13 protein-coding genes are annotated in these 15,339 nt (G+C 63.1%); 2 read left to right on the top strand and 11 right to left on the bottom strand.

Annotated features, from left to right (window positions below):
* Positions 1-10: 10 nt before the first annotated feature.
* The 3 genes from ACSQ3I_RS04505 to ACSQ3I_RS04495 all read right to left on the bottom strand — a co-directional run bounded on the left by ACSQ3I_RS04505 (position 11) and on the right by ACSQ3I_RS04495 (position 3,480).
* Positions 11-1,228 carry an MFS transporter gene (locus tag ACSQ3I_RS04505; RefSeq protein WP_435996451.1) on the bottom strand — a complete coding sequence of 406 codons (1,218 nt, stop codon included), beginning with the start codon at positions 1,226-1,228 and terminating at the stop codon, positions 11-13.
* Between the two features lie 402 nt (positions 1,229-1,630).
* On the bottom strand, positions 1,631-2,722 hold the full coding sequence (locus ACSQ3I_RS04500; RefSeq protein ID WP_435996449.1) for an isocitrate/isopropylmalate dehydrogenase family protein: 1,092 nt from the start codon (positions 2,720-2,722) through the stop codon (positions 1,631-1,633).
* 11 nt (positions 2,723-2,733) lie between these two features.
* Positions 2,734-3,480, bottom strand: coding sequence for a glucose 1-dehydrogenase (locus ACSQ3I_RS04495; protein ID WP_435996447.1), 747 nt, complete (start codon positions 3,478-3,480; stop codon positions 2,734-2,736).
* A 160-nt stretch (positions 3,481-3,640) separates the two neighbouring features.
* Here ACSQ3I_RS04495 and ACSQ3I_RS04490 point away from each other — a divergent pair, with 160 nt between their 5' ends.
* Both ACSQ3I_RS04490 and ACSQ3I_RS04485 read left to right on the top strand, forming a co-directional pair.
* Complete coding sequence (locus ACSQ3I_RS04490; RefSeq protein ID WP_435996445.1) at positions 3,641-5,137, top strand: aldehyde dehydrogenase family protein; 1,497 nt, start codon at positions 3,641-3,643, stop codon at positions 5,135-5,137.
* 8 nt (positions 5,138-5,145) lie between these two features.
* On the top strand, positions 5,146-5,304 hold the full coding sequence (locus ACSQ3I_RS04485) for a hypothetical protein (protein WP_435996443.1): 159 nt from the start codon (positions 5,146-5,148) through the stop codon (positions 5,302-5,304).
* Between the two features lie 113 nt (positions 5,305-5,417).
* Here the strand turns inward: ACSQ3I_RS04485 and ACSQ3I_RS04480 are convergent, their stop codons facing one another.
* From ACSQ3I_RS04480 to ACSQ3I_RS04445, 8 genes are all read right to left on the bottom strand, one after another.
* Positions 5,418-6,314, bottom strand: coding sequence for a LysR family transcriptional regulator (locus ACSQ3I_RS04480; RefSeq protein ID WP_435996441.1), 897 nt, complete (start codon positions 6,312-6,314; stop codon positions 5,418-5,420).
* Positions 6,315-6,409: 95 nt separating this feature from the next.
* Positions 6,410-7,903, bottom strand: a complete 1,494-nt coding sequence (locus tag ACSQ3I_RS04475) for a sugar ABC transporter ATP-binding protein (protein ID WP_435996439.1) — start codon at positions 7,901-7,903, stop codon at positions 6,410-6,412.
* Complete coding sequence (locus ACSQ3I_RS04470; protein ID WP_435996437.1) at positions 7,900-8,991, bottom strand: hypothetical protein; 1,092 nt, start codon at positions 8,989-8,991, stop codon at positions 7,900-7,902. Before ACSQ3I_RS04470 ends, ACSQ3I_RS04475 begins: the two co-directional genes overlap by 4 nt.
* The gene (locus ACSQ3I_RS04465) at positions 8,988-11,105 is read right to left on the bottom strand and encodes an ABC transporter permease (protein WP_435996435.1); all 2,118 of its coding nucleotides are present in this window, start codon (positions 11,103-11,105) and stop codon (positions 8,988-8,990) included. Before ACSQ3I_RS04465 ends, ACSQ3I_RS04470 begins: the two co-directional genes overlap by 4 nt.
* Positions 11,106-11,117: 12 nt before the next feature.
* A complete protein-coding gene (locus ACSQ3I_RS04460) occupies positions 11,118-12,134 on the bottom strand; it encodes a sugar ABC transporter substrate-binding protein (RefSeq protein WP_435996433.1) in 1,017 nt (338 codons plus the stop codon).
* A gap of 33 nt (positions 12,135-12,167) precedes the next feature.
* Positions 12,168-13,157, bottom strand: coding sequence for an ABC transporter permease (locus ACSQ3I_RS04455; RefSeq protein ID WP_435996431.1), 990 nt, complete (start codon positions 13,155-13,157; stop codon positions 12,168-12,170).
* A gap of 303 nt (positions 13,158-13,460) precedes the next feature.
* Complete coding sequence (locus ACSQ3I_RS04450; protein ID WP_435996429.1) at positions 13,461-14,399, bottom strand: choline/ethanolamine kinase family protein; 939 nt, start codon at positions 14,397-14,399, stop codon at positions 13,461-13,463.
* Positions 14,400-14,412: 13 nt separating this feature from the next.
* Complete coding sequence (locus tag ACSQ3I_RS04445) at positions 14,413-15,336, bottom strand: phosphotransferase (RefSeq protein ID WP_435996427.1); 924 nt, start codon at positions 15,334-15,336, stop codon at positions 14,413-14,415.
* Positions 15,337-15,339: the final 3 nt, after the last annotated feature.

Below are 15,339 nucleotides of genomic sequence, written 5' to 3'. Positions count from 1 at the left end.
TTCGGACCAGTCAGGCGGCGGCCATCGCCGCCTGCTGGCGCTGTGTCACCGGCTTGAACGTCATGGCGATCAGCACGGCGCCGAGGCCGATGCCCCACGAGCCGACATAGAGCCATGTATAGCTGGCAAACGTGTCGTAGATCAGCCCGCCCGCCAGCGGCCCTAGCGCCATGCCGAGACTGCCGGCCATCGCCGTGCCGCCGATCACCGTGCCCATCATGCGCAGCGGAAAATTTTCCCGCGCCAGCACGGCGTAAAGCGGCATGACGCCGGCATAGATGAAGCCGAAGATCGCCGCGATCGTGTAAAAAGAGCCGAGGCCCTGCGCGAACACATAGGCAAGTGCACCAAACGCCTGGGCCAAAAGCCCCAGCACAAGGATGCGTTTTGCCCCGAACCGGTCACCGAGGATGCCGAAGGCGACACGGCCGCCCATGCCGGCAAGCCCTTCGATGCTGTAGATCGACACGGCGGCGATCATCGGGATGCCGCAGGTCACCGCATAACTGACCGTGTGGAAGATCGGCCCGGAATGGGTGGCGCAGCAGAAGAAATTGGTGAGCAGCAGGATGACGAATTGCGGCGATTTCAGCGCTTGCTGCATCGTCATCGCCGACTGCGGATCGCTCTCGGCAGGATCTGCCGTTTCCGCCGCATCGAGAGCGGGTGCCCGCCGGACGAGCAGGGAGATCGGGATCATCGCGACAGCAACGACGAGAGCGATGATCTGCATCGACGTGCGCCAGTCGTAGATCGAAACCAGCCACGCGGCGAACGGCGACATCGTCATCGGCGCCATGCCCATGCCGGCGGAGACGAGCGAAACGGCAAGACTGCGATGCGTGTCGAACCAGCCCGTCACACAGGCCATCATCGGCGCGAAGACCGCAGCCGTCGCCACGCCGACCAGGACACCGAAGACCATCTGGAACACCAGCAGCGACGGCGAGATACTGGCGAGCGCCAGGCTTGCCGCGAGGAGAACCGAGCCCGTCAGCACCACCGGCCGCGGCCCCCAGCGATCCGACAGACTGCCCCACATCATGCTTGCGAAGGCCATGGCGATGAAACCGACGGTCATGGCGCTGGAAATACCCGTCACCGACCAGCCGGTCTCGCGCGAAATCGGCAAGAGAAACACCGGCAGCGAAAAGACGGCCCCAATGGCAAGGCACCCCAGCAAGCCGCCCGCGACAACGATCACCCATCGATAGTGCATATTGGTCATCTGCTTGTTCCTCCCGGCCGACAATGCCCAAAATCCCAAGGCAGCACCGTTTTGTCACCCGCCGGTTCTCCGAATGGAAACCCGGTCGGACGACACAACCAAAATCGGTGCGCTTTCCTAGAAGACGCCGGCCCGGAAGATTTCCGACAGGATAGGCAAAATATTTTCGGCCGTGCAGATTTTTCTCGCCGGGACTTCGCACCGGCGACTGGGGAGGGGAGAAATCCGTGTATGACACGGCCACCACACGAAACCTGGCACACCGGCAGTATCATTGCCGGTGCCACCTCTTTCACGAACGTTTGTCGAGCTTGGTTCCCGCTTTCCCACAAGAAGCAAGCGTGTAGACGGCCGGCTGGCGATGTCGATCGCCACCCTATCCCCGCACGCAGCGGTTCCTCGTCATGCAGCGACGCGGCTGCACAAGGCTTGGGTAATCTCGACTGTCGAGTTGATCCCACCGAGATCGCGGCTGAGCATACCCTCTTGCATGGCAGCACCGACGGCCTGCCGGATGCGCCTTGCTGCATCGTTCAAGCGCGTGTCGTCGTGCCGTCCGCCGAGCCATTCGAGCATCGAGGCGGCGGAAAGCACCGTTCCATACGGATTGGCGACGCCCTTGCCGGCGATGTCAGGCGCAGAACCATGCGCCGCCTGGAACAGCCCCTGCGACAGCCCGACCTCGGCAGAGGGTGCAAGCCCCATGCCGCCGATGGTCGCGGCGGCGAGATCCGACAGGATGTCGCCAAACATGTTTTCGGTGACGATGACGTTGAAATGCCCGGGCCGGAGCACAAGATGCATGGCCATGGCATCGACGAGCGCATGTTCCGCCTCGATATCGGGATAATCGCGGGCCACCTCGTCGAAGACCGAGCGGAAGAAGGCGTAGCTGCGCAGCACGTTCGCCTTGTCGCAGCAGGTAACCCGCTTGACGCCGTCGGCCGGCGCGCCCTCGCCGGCGCGGGCAAGCTCGAACGCCTTGCGAACGATCCGCTCGACGCCGCGACGGGTTTGCACCAGCGTGTCCACCGCCACTTCGCCGCGCAGCTGTGCGCCGGCACCGCGGGCGGCATAAAGGCCCTCGCTGTTCTCCCGAAGAATGATGTAGTCGATATCGCCGGCCTTGACCGCAGAGAGCGGGCTGCGAACACCGTCGAACAGCCGGATCGGGCGGATATTGGCGAACAGATCCAGTTCGAAGCGCAGGCGCAGGGTAAAATCCAGCCCCGCCTCGGTGCCATCGGGGTGGACGATACCGGGAATGCCGGCGGCGCCGTGCAGGATGGCATCGGCAGCACGGCAGGCAGAGAAAGTCGCCTCCGGAAAGCTCTCCCCCGTTGCGACGAACAGATCGGCGCCGGCGGGATGCTCGGAAAAGACGAGCGGCGAGGATGATCCTAATGCTGCACGCAAAACCTCGACGGTCGCACCGCACACTTCCGGCCCGATGCCGTCGCCATGGACGACGGCGATATCATAATGGTCTTTCATCGTCGCTCCGTTCAGATGCAGCGGCCGCCGTCGACTTCCATGGCGACGCCGGTGATCATGCTCGCCTCATCGGAGCACAGGAAAGCCGCGGCATTGCCCATGTCCTCGGGGGTCGAGAAACGGCCAAGCGGAATGGTCGACAGGAATTTCGCCCGGACCTCCGGCGTATCGGCGCCCATGAAGGTTTTCAGCAACGGCGTATCGCCGGCCACCGGGTTTATGGCGTTGACGCGGATGCCGAACGGTGCCAGTTCGACGGCCATGCCGCGGGTCGCGGTGATCACCCAGCCCTTGGATGCGTTGTACCAGGTCAGGTTGGGACGCGGCGAAACACCGCCAGTGGAGGCGACGTTGAGGATCACTCCGCTCTTCTGCCCCTTGAATAGCGGCACGATTGCGCGTGCCCCAAAATAGATCGAGCGCATATTGACGTTGGCGATGCGATCGAAGGTCGCTTCGTCGATATCGTCGAGCGGCGTGGGAACATGGCCGACGCCGGCATTGTTGACGAGGATATCAAGGCGGCCGAAACGCTGGATCGCCGTATCGCGTGCCTTCTCGAAGCCCTCCGCGGTGGCGACATCGGCGACCAGCGGCTCGATTGCTGTCTGGTCGCAGCCGGCGACACGTGCCGCATTCGCCTCGTCGCGGTCGATGAGCACGACCTTTGCGCCCTCCGCCACGAATTTGCGGACGATCCCCTCCCCGAAGCCGGATCCGCCGCCCGTAATGATTGCAGTCTTGCCTTCCAGTCGCATTGCACTCCTCCATCTGCCGGCAGACAATCGGGGAAGACGGCGCCGATAGGTAGTCCGATTATCTGAACGCCTTATTAGGTTTCCTTGTTTGTACGGCCGGCGCCGACATCGGATACCATGTCGTAAAATGACATAACGCCGCTTGCGGCGAGGAGGAGACATGACCATCGCATTCGACCCGAAAGCCCGGGCGGAGACGCTTTATACGGGAGATTTCCGGCCGATGTTCATCGGCGGCAACTGGGTTCCGGCGCAATCGGGCGAGGTTCTGGAAAGTCGCAACCCGGCGACCGGAAAGCTGCTGGCGACGGTGCCGCGCGGCGGTGCTGCCGATATCGATGCGGCGGTCAACGCGGCACGTGCCGCCTTCGAAGGCCCATGGTCGAAGTTCAAGCCTTACGAACGCCAGGCACTTCTCCTGAAGATCGCCGACCTCTTCGAGCAGAACTGGGAAGAACTTTGCCTTTCCGACACGCTCGACATGGGCATGCCGATCAGCCGCACGCTCGCCAACCGGCGCCGCGTCATCGGCATGTTGCGCTTCTATGCCGGACAGGCGACCGCAATCCATGGCGAAGTGATCGAAAATTCCATTCCCGGCGAGATCGTCACCTTCACCCGCAAGGAACCGGTCGGCGTCGTCGGCGCGATCATTCCGTGGAACGCACCGATTGCCGCCTCGATCTGGAAGATCGGCCCGGCGCTGGCAACCGGCTGCACCGTGGTGCTGAAGCCATCCGAAGAAGCGCCGCTGACGCCGCTCCTGATCGGAAAACTGATGCAGCAGGCAGGCGTTCCGGACGGCGTCGTCAACGTTGTCACCGGAACCGGTGCTGAGGCCGGCGCACCGCTCTCGCTGCATCCCGGCGTCGACAAGATCGTCTTCACCGGCTCAACGGCGACGGGCCAGGCGATTGCCCGCGCCGGCACGAGCAATCTCAAGCGGGTCTCGCTGGAACTCGGCGGCAAGTCGCCCATGATCATCTGCCGCGATGCTGATATCGATCGCGCCGTGCCGGTGGCGGCCATGGCGGTGTTTGCCAATTCCGGCCAGATCTGCATTGCCGGCTCACGGCTTTTCGTGGCGCGGGAAATCCACGACGAATTCATCCGCCGGGTCGCCGAATTCGCGCTCAAGCTACGCATCGGCAATGGCCTTGACGATCAGACGGAAATCGGCCCGATCATCAGCAGCCGGCAGGCGGCCAAGGTGGAAGGTTATATCGACGTGGGCAGGCAGCAGGGCGCCGACCTCGTCGTCGGCGGCAAGCGCCTCTCCGGCCCTGATTTCAATGCCGGCAATTTTATTGCACCCACCGTCTTCGGCGCCGTCACCGACGAGATGACCATTGCACGGGAAGAAATCTTCGGGCCGGTGATCTCCGCCCTGCCCTTCGATACGCTCGACGAAGTGGTAACCCGCGCCAACGCCACGCCCTACGGGCTGGCGGCCGGCGTTTTCACCAGCAATGTCGGCACGGCGCACAAGCTGACGCAACGAATCAAGGCGGGCACCGTCTGGGTCAACATGTATCACGCACTCGACCCGGCCGTGCCCTTCGGCGGCATGAAGATGTCCGGCTACGGCCGCGAAGGCGGTGTCGAGCATCTTGGAGAATATCTCGAAACCAAGGCGGTCTGGATACAGACCGATTGAGGGCATGTGTGCCCGGCATTACGGCGAAACAAGAATACGGCGAAAGCCACCTTGGGGTGCCGATAACGCCGGAAAACCTTTCCGAAGTCACCCTCGAAACCCTCTCCGACGTCATCCTCGGGCTTGACCCGAGGATCTGCCGCGTCTGCCCGTATCGCTACGAATAATCGATACATTTCATGTACCTGGATCCTCGGGTCAAGCCCGAGGATGACGTCGGTGGAAGATTTGGGAGCGCAGAAAACGCCTGCCTATCAACGAACCGGGACGACACACGCCCTCAGGCCAGTTCCCTGAGGTTGGTGCGGATCAGGCTCATCAACTGCTCGGAAAAGCTGTGATGCACATAGCCCCGGGCGGTGATGATGCCGACGGAGCGCCGCGCCAGCGGATGGGCGATGGGCACCACCCGCAGATTGTCGTCGCGGCGCGAGCTGACGGCGATGCTCGGCACGATGCAGATGCCGAGGCCGGCCGTCGCCAGCGCCAGGGCCGTCTGCGTGCTCTCCACCTCGTATTGCGCGTTGAAGCTGATGCCCTCGTCGGCGACCAGCCGGTCGAGAAGGCCGCGCACGGCCGTCTTGTCGTTCAGGAGAATGAGGGGGATGCCCGCGAAGGACGACAGGGTGAAGGATTTTTGGCCCTTGTCGAAATCCGGCGGCACGGCGGCGACCAGGGGATCGTCTATGATCGATTCGAACTGGAAATCCGCGAGGTTGGGCACTTCCGGCCCGATGTAGAATTCCACCTCCTGCTCCTGCAACAGCAGCAGCGCCGCACTCGGCGGCGTCTCCTTCACCTCGACGATGCTGCGCGGGTAGCGCAGCTTGAACGTCGCAAGAATGTCGCCGAGGCGGCTGGCGGCGAGCGTCGGGGCGCAGGCGATGTGCACCCGGCCCTTGCGCTGGGCGGCGATTTCCGCAAGCCGGTCGAGTCCGGACTGGACGTCGGTCATCGCCCGGCGGATCTGTTCGAACAGGATCTTGCCTTCCGGCGTCAGGTTGGCGCGCTGCGGCGTGCGGATGAACAGGCTGATGCCCACCTGTTCCTCCAGATCACGGATCTGCATGCTGACTGCCGAAGCCGAGCGGTTGCTCTCTTCGGCCGCGCGTCGAAAACTGCCATGTTCTGCCGCAAGAAGGAATGTCTGCAGAAGCTTGAGATTGACGTTGCTCATCGCCTCATGGGTACCTGTTCACCATGCGGCAATGATAAGCGCCCCTTATCGCAAAAATGCAAGGTCACGCGGGGGCTATTCCGGCAGATATGCAATCAATGCACCGCTGCGAACATTACCCGCTCCTCCGAAGCGTCCGACACCATGAATTCCTCGACGATGCGCCCGCGTTTGGCCACGAGGATGCGATCGGAAACCGCCATGATTTCAGGCAGGTAGGAGGAAATCACCACCACCGCCATGCCCTGGTCGGCAAGCTCGCCGATCAGCTGGTGGATCTCGACGATGGCGCCGACATCGACGCCGCGCGTCGGCTCGTCGAAGATGATCAGCTTCGGCTGCTGGATCAGCGCCTTGGCGATGACCACCTTCTGCTGGTTGCCACCAGAGAGCTCGATCATGCGGGCGCGGTCGCTGATCGCCTTGAGTTTTAACCGTTCGCCCCATTCCTTGGCGAGCACGCGCGCCCGCGACAACGAGACGACGCTAAGCGGGTTGCTGCCGTTCGAGAGTTCGCTGATCTGCAGGTTTTCGCCGACGGTCATGGTTTCGAAGAAACCGTCGAACTTGCGGTCCTCGGTGACGTAGACGATGCCGTCGAGCATCGCCGGACGCGGCACCCGGTAACGCACCGAGCGGCCGTTCAGGCGGATTTCGCCGCCGTGGAACAGGTTGCGTTTCATGACGCCGGAGATCACCTTGGCCATCTCCGTGCGGCCGGCGCCGACCAACCCGAACATGCCCGTCACCTGCCCGGCAAACACCGAGAAGGACGAGTTGCGCACCAGGCCGGCACAGGAGAGGTTTTCGACCGACAGCACCTTTTCGCCGTAAGGACGCGGCGTGCGCGACGCCGAACCGTGCAGGGTTTCGGTAAGGCTGCGGCCGACCATCGCCTGGACGATGGAGGAGCGCGTAAAATCCTTCGCCTCGCCCGAGGCCACCACCTCGCCGTCGCGCATCACCGTGATGCGGTCGGCGGCTTCGAGCGCTTCTTCCAGCGCGTGGGTGATGAAGACGATGGAAACTCCGTTGTCTACCAACCTTTTGATGAGATTGAAGAAATGCCGCTTTTCTTCCGGCGTCAGGGTCGCGGTCGGTTCGTCAAAGACGATGACGCGAGCCTTATGATGCACGGCACGGGCGATTTCGACCATCTGCTTGTGGGCCGCGCCAAGCGTCGAGACTTGCGCCGTCGGATCGACCTGGAAACCCATGCCGACGAGGAACTGGCGGGCTTGGATGTAGAGGCCGCGCAGGCGGTTGAACATCTTCTCCTCGCCGAGATAGATGTTTTGCGCCACCGTCATCGCCGGCACGAGGTTGGTCTCCTGGAATACCATGACGATGCCCTTGTCGAGCGCATCCTTTGGCGAGGAGAAGACGACATCGCGACCATCGAGCAAGAGTTTACCTTCGGTGAGCTTGTAGACGCCGGCCATCACCTTGGTGAGCGTCGATTTGCCGGCGCCGTTTTCGCCCAGCAGCGCGTGGATCTCGCCCTTGCGCAGCGTAAAATTGACGTTCTTGAACGCCGCGAGCCCGCCAAAAGTTTTCGTCGCGGTCTGAAATTCGATGATATCGGTCATCTCTGGAACTCCCGGTGTCCGTTCGCCACGCCGGGCAGGCGCAGGATGCGCCCGCCGCCCCGCGAGGCGACCAGCAGATCGTCTCCGACTTCGCAGGCCGCCACAGTGCCGTGCGCCGAACCGTCGGCGCGGGAATGGAAGCTGGCGAGCGGCCGCATCCGGGCGTCGCAACTGGCGATCAGGCCGTAGGAACGGGTCACCGCATAAGGTTTGAGCACGCCCATCTGCTTCAGCTGGCTGCCCTGCATCGGCTCGCGGAACGACAGGCCGGAGGCGAGCGCCGGGGCCATCCAGTGGGCTTCCGGCACTTCCGCCAGCATGCGCGTGCGATAACCGTCTTCGCGCAGGATGAATTCGACGAGCTGGTTGCGCACGGAATAGAAGGAAAGCCAGTAACCTGCGTCATAGGCCGGAGAAATTCGCGCCGGATAGGCTGGAAGATGTTCCAGCACCGGTTCTCGCTGGCCTGAAGCCAGATCGATGGCCAGCACCCGGTGGCGCCAGGATTCCGACACGTAGATGCGGTTGGAACCGGTGGTGGCGATCCCCGCCGGCCAGGCGAGACCATCGGCAATGCAGGTTACGGTGCCGGTCTTGAGGTCGAGTTTCCACAGGCTGCCGGTCGCACCCTTCTGCATCAGGTCGCGGCGCCATTGCTCTGCCGGCACGGCATCGGAACCGTTCGCCATCAGCAGCGTATTGGCATCGAGGAAGGTCAGTGCCGTGACGCAGCCGAATTTGCGGCCGTTCGCCTCGGTAAATTTGCGGCCGCCGTGCTGCCCGCCCTGGATGACGACGCCGTCGCCGTCGAGCCCGATCGCCAGCATGCCCTTGGCCGCCGTGACGGCGCTGACCGGACTGTCGAATTCGGCAAGGGTCTCGCTTTGACCGCTGGCGTCGTAACGCAACAGCCGGTTTCCGGAGCTTGCCACCAGACCCTTTTCCGTGGCGACGAGGTTGTCGGCACCGGCAAGGTCGGCAAAAGTTTCGGCCTCCTCCAGCGCCTGGTTCGGCAAAAGCGGGCCGTCGAGAACCGGGAGCGTGATCGCCCATTCGTCGCGGCCGAGCAGTCGGCGAAGGAAATTCATGCCGGCTTCCTCCAGTAGGTATCCACGCCGCACCAGTTGGGGTCGGCATCGGGGAGTGCCAGCGTGCCCATGCGGTTGTTGAAGATGCCGCAGAGGTAAAGCACGCCCTTGTGCTCGCGCATGGAGGTGATCATCGGGTGTTTCTGGCCGCCGAGATCCCAATAACTTTCAAGGATCTGGCCCTGTTCGTTGAAGCGCAGCACACAACCGGTGTTGAGGTTCGGCATCAGCCAGGCGTCTTCCGAAACCCGCCGCGCCATGCGGCGGCGGAAACCCGGCATTTCCAGCGACAGGTCGAGCGCCGGCGTGCGCATGCCCATCAGCGCCAGCCAGTAGGTGCCGTCGGAGGCGCGGTTGATGTTGTCGGGATACCCCGGCAGTCCCTCGATGACCCGCTCCACCTGCCCGGTCTTGGGGCCGGCGAAATAATAGCGGTTGATGCGGCAGGCCCAGCTTTCGGCAAACAACACCGACTCGCCGTCATAGGAGGTGCAGACGCCGTTGGGGAAAACGAGGTTGGAGAGGATGGTGCGCGTCGATTTCGTCTTCGGATCGTGGACGATCAGGCGGCCGTTGCCGCGGCTTTCCAGCGCATCCGCATACCAGTCGTGCATCTCGAAACGCACGGTGGCCTCGGAGAAGATGATGCGGCCGTCCGGCAGGATGTCGCAGTCGTCGGCAAGCTTCATCGAGCTGTCGTCGGCGACCGAGGTCAGGCTGCGGTTGGTTTCCGCCGTCAGCAGGCTGACTTCGCCCGACGGCGTGATCTGGTAGAGGCCCATGCCGCCGATGCAGACGGCCATGTTGCCGGCCTCGTCGAAGGTCATGCCCATCGGCGCGCCGCCGATATGGGCAAAAACCTCGTGGCGGGTGTAGTCCGGCGGGAACCAGCGCAGGATGTCGCCGTGGCGGCTGCCGGTGTAGAGGTTGTCGTCCCTGTCGAAGATGGCGTCTTCGGCGCCGTCGAGGGTACCGAGGCCGATGACGCCCACCTGCCGCAGCCGGTCGTTGGGGGCCATGGGCGAGCCGGCTTCCGTCGAGACGGAGGGCGGCATCTTGTTGAAGGTCGGCGAGATGTAGACGCTGCGCAGGATCTTGTGGCGGTTCTTGACCCAGCGGACATCGAGGAACACGGCGGCGACCAGCACCAGCCCGAGCACGAAATCGTTGACCGGGCCGGGAACGGCCATCTGCAGCAGGCTGTTGGAGAGAATGAGCACGAAGACCGTGCCCATCAGCGCCTTGGCGACCGAGCCGCGACCGCCGCCCAGCGAAATGCCGCCGAGTACGGTTGCCGTCAGCGCCTGCAGTTCGAGGCCGGCGCCGATATCGGATGCGGCGCTGCCGATGCGCGAGGCGAAGAAGAAGCCGGCCAGCGCCACCATCATCGAACAGACGACATAGGCGCTGAACACGGTGAGGCGCACGTTGACGCCGGCATTGTAGGCCGAACGCCGAGCGCCGCCGACGGCGAGCAGCCGCCAGCCGTAACGGCCACGCGACAGCACGATATGCAACGCGATGGCGATGACGACGAAGACGAGGAAGGTCACCGGCGTGCCGAGGAACCGGCCCATGCCGAGGTAATCGTAGAGCGGGGAATCCGGATAGCTGGTGACGATCTCGGTGGAGACCTGCGGGAAGATGATTTCGAAAATCGAACGGAAGATGATCAGGGTGACCAGTGTCGTCAGAAACGCCCGCATGCGCAGGATGCCGACCATGAAGCCGTTGACGGCGCCACAGGCAAGGCCGACGCCGAGCGTCGCCACAAGGCCGGTGCCGGCGCTCCATTGGCCGACATTCATGCCGTAGAGCGTCGCCAGCACCGCCAGCGCGAATGTCGAGCCGACGGAGAGATCGATGCCGCCCGAGACCATGACGATGGTCAGGCCGAGCACGATCAACCCGAGTTCCGCCGTCTGGCCGCTGAGATTGGCCAGCGTCGACAGCTCGAAGAAACGCGGCACGATGCTGCCGAAGATGGCGATCAGGATCAGCAGCGCCATGAAGGGTATGATGCTGTCGATCCATTTCTTGCCGAGGATTTCCCCGACCACATGGTCGGGGAAAAACCGGTAACGCAGGCGTACAAGGCTTTCAGACAGGGTCATCCTGCATTTCCATTACTTGAAGTCGTCGATTTTCCAGCAGTTGCGACCGGTGGCGTTGTTCTTGTCCACGCGGGTGATCGGGCCGAAGAACATGGTCTTCTCAGCGCCGGCTTCGCGGTCCGGATGCTGCAGCAGCTCGGAGATCTGCTGGGCGGCGATTTCGCCCTGGATCGGCGCATTGAAATTGTAGATCACATCAAGAAGGCCCTTCTTGATGCTTTCGCAACCGGTATCGGCGCCGGCGCCGTTGGTGACGATCGTCACCTGATCCTGCTTGCCGGCCGCGAGAACGGCCGCACCGGCGCCCACTTCGGCGTTGTCCCAGATACCCATGATGCCGCAGAGATCGGGATGCTGCTGCAGCACCGTCTCGGTGATCTGGCGCGCCTTTTCGCTGTCATAGTCGGCCGGCTGGTCGGAGACCAGTTCGAGGCCGGGGTTTTCGGCGATGATCTGGTCGATGCCGGTGCGCATGAAGATGTTGGCGGCACCCGTCTGCACGCCGGCCAGCCAGACGATCTTCTTCGACGGCGCGCCCGGCGCCATGCAGGTCTTGGCGAGTTCGCCGGCTTCGAGGCGGCCCATCTCGATCCAGTCGTTGCCGACATAGCTGTCGGTCTGGGTGGCGGACTGCATGTTGACCTGCAGCACCTTGATGCCGGCGGACTGCGCCTGCTTCAGCATGCGGGCATAGGTCTGCACGTCGGGGTTCTGGACGATCAAGAGGTCCGGCTTTTCCTCGATGGCGCCCTGCAGGGCGCGGATGCCGGCGTCGGTGTTCATGTTCGGGTCACGCACTTCCAGCGTGAAGCCGTAGCGTGCCGCATGGCGCTGCCAGACGGTGACCCAGGCCTGGTTCAGGTCCATGCCCTGCGACAGGGGCACGAAGATCACCTTCTTGCCCGTCATCGCTTCCAGATAGGCGGACCGACCGATCTGCTCGACATCGGCTGCCTGCGCCATATGCGGCGCCTGCATCAGCGACACCGCCGCAACGGCGGCAAGCAGCAGTTTTTTCATTGTTTTCATGATGTTCTCCTCCACTTCAAAAATTCTTGGACGTCAGATGTCGCCGCTCTGCGAGGTCTGCTCGTCGCGCGGGTTGATCACCGCGTCGATGGCGAGCGCGCCGAGCAGGATGACGCTCTTGATCAGGTTCTGGCTCGTGTAGCTGAAATTCAGGATGGTCATGCCGTTGATCAGGATGCCGACCAGGATGGTGCCGACGATGACGTTACGCACCCCGCCCTGCCCGCCCGAAAGACCGATGCCGCCGAGCACCACCACCAGCAGCACGTCGTAGATCAGCGTCGAGTTATAAAGCCGGGTGTTGATGCCGGTGACGAGGCCGGTCATGATGATGCCGGCGATGAAGGCGATCAGCGCGCTGACGACATATTGGGTGATGATCACCGGCCGCGTCGGCAGGCCGGAATTGCGGGCGGCGGCCGGATTGTCGCCGCTGGCATAAACGAGCCGGCCGAACCGCGTCTTCTTCAGGAACAGACTCATGACGAAGGCAACGGCGGCAAAAACCACCACCGACATCGGAATGCCGAAGATCGTTCCCGATCCGATAAACGTCAGCCAATGGATATTCGCCGGCGCATACAGCACGTCGGAGCTGAACAGGATGCGGCCGGCGCCATAGACTGCCGAAGCGATCGCCAGCGTGGCGAAGATCGGCGGGATTTCAGCGATGGCAACGAGGATGCCGGTGAACAATCCCAGCAGCGCCACCAAAAGGCCGCCGACGATGATCGCAAAGGTGAAGCTGACGCCCTTGGTCGACAGCCAGATGCTGAACGCCACACCGACCACCATCACCGCCACCATGGTGAGGTCGATGCCGCGGCCGACGACCACGAAACCCATGCCGACAGCCAGCGTTCCGAGGATCGCGACGTTCTTCAGAAGCGCGATGATGTTGCCCTGCGACAGGAACTTGTTGAGGAAGATGGAGAAGACCAGGAAAAGCACCACCGAGATGGCGATCACCACGGTTTCCTGGTTGATCCTGATGCGCCCCTGCGGTTGCCGCTGTGCTGCCAAAACTATTCCTCCCCGTCGCGGCAATCGCCGGCCCGCAGGGCCAGCCGTCCACAACGTCTGCCTTCACGGGCAAAACCCGGAAGATTCCTCCACCACGCCCCGGCTCTCCTCACCGGAACGGGGTCAACATCCCTTTAAAGGACGGGGGGAGCAATTTCGTTTTTCTGACACACTGTACAGGAAAGCGGTTGCTGATCCGGCCGGCAAAGCTTTGCCGGCATGCCGTTTCGCGTGGAAACCGAAACGCAATGCAAGCCGCGTTCCGCGGCAGATAGAATCGAGGATTTGGAGCATTCCCTTCCGCTAGACCGCCTTCAACCACTCGGCCCAGCGCGGATCGCTCATCACGAATCGGGCGCGCATATGCTTCCAGAAACCGTATTTGAAGAAATCGAAATCGAGGCGGGACACCTGGTTCTGCACCATGGCCCAGGTCGACCATTTCAGGTCGACAAGCGCCTTGAAGAGCGAAACCCGCGCCAGCAGGGCATCATCGATCCGGCCGTAATATTCCTCGATCAGTTCGGCTTCCACTTCCGGCGAAAAACACATTTCGCTGAACCAGAGGGCCAGTTCCGCGGCGCGGTCGTTGGTCGAGGCATATTCGAAATCGACGAGCATCACCCGGCGGTCGGCATGCAGCAGGAAATTGCCGGCCAGCGTGTCGTTCATGCAGGGCGCCAGGTCGAGGCCGGAGGCTTCCAACGCCTGCCGCGCCTCGCGATAACGCGCGTTGAGCCAGCCGAAATCCGACGGGAACTCGCCACCCAGCGCAAGGACCTGCTGGAAATGCTCGTCGATCATGTCAAAGGTGGTCTTGACCAGGGAAAGCGATGCGGCGTCGTTGAAGGCCTTGAGCGCGCGCAGGCCGTTGAAGCGGACAACGGGGTCGACAAAGTCGGCATTGGTCGATGTCCTCAAGCCTTCGACGAACTCGCTGACCTCGACGCCGGTATCGGGAAAGAAATCAATGATGCGGGCACCGACACCTGCGGCATGCGCCTTGCGGCCGGCTTCGTTGGCCGCCGTGCGGTCGATGAACATTTCCGTGCCGGCGCCAGGGATTTTCACGAAGAAACTGTGCGGAGCGCCGTCGATGAAGACGCGCCAGTTCGGATTGCTGATGCCGCCGGGAACCGGCTCGTAGGCCGAATCCCGCCCGCGCCAGTCCGCCGAGGCGCCGATTGCCGCCTCTATCGCCTGTTCCGCAACGCTCACACCTTCGCCCAGCCTGCGTCTCATCGCATACTCCTGCTCAAACCTGCTTCAGCCACGTCTGAAAACGCGGCCCCTCGACGACGGTGCGCGCCCGCAACAGGCGCCATTCGGCATATTTGAAGAACTCGACATGCTTGCGCGGCGACTGTGCTGCATGGATGAAGCCCCAGAGCGCCCACATCAGGTCGTCCGCCGCCCCATAGAGACGGGCACGTGCCAGCACCTGCGCATCCGGCTTGCCCGTCGCCATCTCGATTGCCAGCAAGGACTCGCCGTCGAAAGGCAGAAGTTCGGCCAGCACGGTGCCGAGATCATGGGCCGGGTCCGCCTGTCGTGCCCATTCGAAATCGACGAGGCGAACGGCATTCGAAGGCCCGACCATGACGTTGGACGACGCACCATCCGCATGGCAGGCGACGGTGTCGACGCCCGACGCAGCAATCGCAGCGGCGATGTCGCCCATCGTGGCCGAAACGCTGGCGACGGGCGTGGGCAGCGGCACTTCGTTCGCAAGGCGGCGATAGGTCGTCACAAGATCGAAGACGCTGCGCGTCTGCGCGAGCGGCGCAACACTGTGGAACCGCCGCTTTGCCGCCAGCAGGTTTTCCAGCACGTGCGGACGCCGCAGCACATCCACATGCCCCCAGGACCACTCTTCGCCGAGCGCCTCGAATATCAGCACGCCGCTGCTTGCCTCGGCATGCAGAAGTTTTGGGGCGATGCCGATGTCGCCGGCCTTGCCGCTCGCCTCGATGACATCCTCGGGATCGATGAAGGCCGCCATGTCCTCATGCCGGCGCTTGACGAAGACCGGCGCAGCGTCGGAAATGGTCGCGAAACAGCAATTGTTCTCGACGGCGCGATGAATGGGTGACACCACGCCACCAATCGGTGGCGAAAGGACCGCACCGTGAAAACCTGCCCGCTCGAGCGCGGCCTGGATAGGATCGTCGTGCTGCATGGC

It is taken from the genome of Rhizobium sp. LjRoot30 (assembly GCF_964253915.1).
In the GTDB taxonomy this organism is placed as follows: domain Bacteria; phylum Pseudomonadota; class Alphaproteobacteria; order Rhizobiales; family Rhizobiaceae; genus Metarhizobium.
Note: the sequence above shows the minus strand (reverse complement) of the source record. Positions and strands in the feature narration are given on the sequence as shown.

What these genes read in the sequence shown, in the direction of transcription:
- ACSQ3I_RS04505 (WP_435996451.1), bottom strand. Translation starts at nt 1,228, where the DNA reads ATGACCAATATGCACTATCGATGGGTGATCGTTGTCGCGGGCGGCTTG.
- ACSQ3I_RS04500 (WP_435996449.1), bottom strand. Translation starts at nt 2,722, where the DNA reads ATGAAAGACCATTATGATATCGCCGTCGTCCATGGCGACGGCATCGGG.
- ACSQ3I_RS04495 (WP_435996447.1), bottom strand. Translation starts at nt 3,480, where the DNA reads ATGCGACTGGAAGGCAAGACTGCAATCATTACGGGCGGCGGATCCGGC.
- ACSQ3I_RS04490 (WP_435996445.1), top strand. Translation starts at nt 3,641, where the DNA reads ATGACCATCGCATTCGACCCGAAAGCCCGGGCGGAGACGCTTTATACG.
- ACSQ3I_RS04480 (WP_435996441.1), bottom strand. Translation starts at nt 6,314, where the DNA reads ATGAGCAACGTCAATCTCAAGCTTCTGCAGACATTCCTTCTTGCGGCA.
- ACSQ3I_RS04475 (WP_435996439.1), bottom strand. Translation starts at nt 7,903, where the DNA reads ATGACCGATATCATCGAATTTCAGACCGCGACGAAAACTTTTGGCGGG.
- ACSQ3I_RS04470 (WP_435996437.1), bottom strand. Translation starts at nt 8,991, where the DNA reads ATGAATTTCCTTCGCCGACTGCTCGGCCGCGACGAATGGGCGATCACG.
- ACSQ3I_RS04465 (WP_435996435.1), bottom strand. Translation starts at nt 11,105, where the DNA reads ATGACCCTGTCTGAAAGCCTTGTACGCCTGCGTTACCGGTTTTTCCCC.
- ACSQ3I_RS04460 (WP_435996433.1), bottom strand. Translation starts at nt 12,134, where the DNA reads ATGAAAACAATGAAAAAACTGCTGCTTGCCGCCGTTGCGGCGGTGTCG.
- ACSQ3I_RS04450 (WP_435996429.1), bottom strand. Translation starts at nt 14,399, where the DNA reads ATGAGACGCAGGCTGGGCGAAGGTGTGAGCGTTGCGGAACAGGCGATA.
- ACSQ3I_RS04445 (WP_435996427.1), bottom strand. Translation starts at nt 15,336, where the DNA reads ATGCAGCACGACGATCCTATCCAGGCCGCGCTCGAGCGGGCAGGTTTT.